This is a genomic window from Streptomyces deserti, assembly GCF_054782695.1.
Map to the genome: position 1 here is coordinate 1 of NZ_BAAGRZ010000091.1, position 3,052 is coordinate 3,052.

A 3,052-nucleotide genomic window follows, 5' to 3' on the forward strand; every position below is an offset into this window, starting at 1 on the left:
GTCGACCTCCCCACCTACGCCTTCCAACGCGACCGCTACTGGCTGGACACCACGTCGGCACCGACCACGAAGCACGGCACGGCACCCGTGGACGAGGTCGAGGCCCGGTTCTGGGAGGCGATCGAAGGCGGGGACCTGGAGTCGCTGCGGGCCGAGCTGGACGCGGGTGAGAGCGACGCGGCGCTGACCGAGCTCGTACCGGTGCTGTCCTCGTGGCGCCGTAGGCGACGCCACACCGCCACCCTGGACAGCTGGCGCTACCAGGTCTCCTGGACACCGTTCAGCGGGACGTCCTCCGCACAGCTCGACGGGACCTGGGTGCTCCTGGCTCCGGTCGGGCGAGCGCATGAGGAGTGGATCACCGCCCTGGACCGTGTCCTGACCGGAAACGGTGCGGAGGTTCTCGTGGTCCCGGTCGACGCGGCGGGAACCGAACGCGAGGAGCTCGCCGAACGACTGCGGAAGGAGGTCGCGGGACGCGAACTGGCCGGTGTGCTTTCCCTCCTGGCGCTTGACGAGGAACCGCACACCGCTCATGAGTCGGTCAGCGGCGGCCTGGTCGGGACGTTGACCCTCGTACAGGCGCTGCACACGGCCGGACTGGTCGCTCCGCTGTGGCTGGCCACCAGGTCCGCCATGTCCGTGGGCGCATCCGATCTCGCGCACCGTCCCGCGCAGAGGCAGGTGTGGGGCCTGGGACGTGTGGTGGCCCTGGAGTACCCGCAGCTGTGGGGTGGTCTGGTCGATCTGCCGGCGGAGGTGGATGAGAAGGCGCTGGCCGGCCTGGTGCGGGTTCTGGGAGCGGCTTCCGGTGAGGATCAGGTGGCGGTGCGTGGGTCGGGGGTGTTCGTACGGCGGTTGGTGCGGGCGCCGTTCGGGTCGGTGTCGGTGGGTGGTGCCGGGTGGGTGCCGCGGGGGAGTGTGCTGGTCACGGGTGGTACGGGTGCGTTGGGTGGTCATGTGGCGAGGTGGTTGGCGCGGGAGGGTGCCGAGCATGTGATCCTGACCAGTCGGCGTGGTCCGGATGCTCCTGGTGCTGACCGACTCCGTGCCGAGTTGGAGGAGTTGGGTGCCCGGGTGACTTTTGCCGCGTGTGATGTGGCGGATCGGGGGGCGCTGGCGGGGTTGCTGGCGGCGGTGCCGGAGGAGTTGCCGTTGACGGGTGTGTTCCACACGGCTGGTGTGCTGGACGACGGTGTGCTGGATGCCATGACGGCGGAGCGGTTCGCCACGGTGTTCCGGGCGAAGGTGCAGGCGGCGCTCAATCTGCACGAGTTGACGCTGGAGAGCGAGCAGTTGTCGGCGTTCGTCCTGTTCTCCTCGCTCACCGGGACTGTCGGAGCCCCCGGCCAGGCCAACTACGCTGCCGCCAACGCCTGCCTGGACGCGCTCGCCGAGCACCGGCAGTCGCTCGGGCTGCCCGCCCTGTCGCTGGCATGGGGCCCGTGGGCGCAGAGCGGCATGGCGGCCGGGGACGATGCCGCGGCGCGCATGCGTCAGGCGGGCCTACCCGTCATGGACGCCTCGCGGGCCGTGGAGGCGCTGGGCCAGGCCGTGGGCCGGGGCGCGGGCCAGGACCGGCAGGCCACGCTCGTCATCGCGGACGTGCTGTGGGAGCGGTTCGTCGAAGGGTTCACGGCCGCCCGGCCCAGCACCCTCTTCGACGATCTGCCGGAGGCCAGGACCGTCCGTGCCGAGTCGTCGGCCGGGAAGGGGCACGTCGATGGCCCGGCGCTGAGCCGACGTCTGGCGGCCATGTCACGTGAGGAGGCCGAACGGACCCTGCGGGAGCTCGTGCGCACGCAGGTGGCCGCCGTACTCGGTCACAGCGGCCCCGAAGCAGTCGGCGCGGACCGCGCCTTCAAGGAACTGGGCTTCGACTCGCTGACCTCGGTGGAGCTCCGCAACCGGCTGGGCGCCGCGACCGGCCTCACCCTGCCGGCCACCCTGGTCTTCGATCACCCCTCCCCCCTGGCGACCGCCGAGTATCTGTACGGCGAACTGCTCGGGGCCGATCGGGACCTCGCGGACGGCCACACCGTCCGGAGCACCGGCCCTGTCGACGACGAGCCGATCGCGATCGTGTCGATGAGCTGCCGCTTCCCCGGCGGAGTCCGTTCCCCCGAGGACCTGTGGCAGCTCCTCGCGGACGGGGTCGACGCCCTCGGTGAGTTTCCGGTCGACCGCGGCTGGGACGGGGAGGGACTGTACGACTCCGACCCGGACCACCCCGGCTCCACGTACACACGCCAGGGTGGATTCCTGTACGACGCCGCCGAGTTCGACGCTGCGTTCTTCGGGGTTTCGCCGCGTGAGGCGCTGGCCATGGATCCGCAGCAGCGGCTGCTGCTGGAGTCGGCCTGGGAGGCGATCGAGCGGGCGGGCATCGACCCGGCAACGCTGCGCGGCAGCCGCACCGGAGTCTTCGCCGGGACGAACGGCCAGGACTACCTGGACCTCCTGAAGGACGCCCCGGAGGGCGTCGAGGGCTACATCGGCACCGGCAACGCGGCCAGTGTCGTGTCCGGTCGGCTGTCGTATGTGTTCGGCTTCGAAGGCCCCGCGATGACCGTGGACACGGCCTGTTCTTCGGCGCTCGTCGCCCTGCATCTTGCGGCGCAGGCACTGCGACAGGGCGAGTGCGACATGGCGCTGGCCGGTGGTGTGACGGTGATGTCCACCCCCGGCGCGTTCGTGGAGTTCAGCCGGCAGCGGGGCCTGGCGGCTGACGGCCGGTGCAAGGCTTTCGCCGAGGCCGCTGACGGCACCGGGTGGGGGGAGGGCGTCGGTCTGCTGCTGTTGGAGCGGCTGTCCGATGCCCGGCGGAACGGGCACCAGGTGTTGGCCGTCGTGCGTGGGTCTGCGGTGAACCAGGACGGTGCGAGCAATGGGCTTACGGCTCCGAACGGTCCGTCGCAGCAGCGGGTGATCCGTGCTGCGTTGGCGAGTGCCGGGTTGGCGGCGGGTGATGTGGATGCGGTGGAGGCGCACGGTACGGGGACGACGCTCGGGGATCCGATCGAGGCGCAGGCGCTGATCGCCACGTACGGGC

Annotated in this window: 1 protein-coding gene; it reads left to right on the top strand. The window is 71.1% G+C overall.

Going from position 1 to position 3,052, the window contains the following annotated elements; genetic code table 11:
* Window positions 1-3,052, top strand: a 3,052-nt coding sequence (locus tag ACYVMZ_RS39185) for an SDR family NAD(P)-dependent oxidoreductase (RefSeq protein ID WP_461088070.1), incomplete at both ends; no start/stop codon positions are given.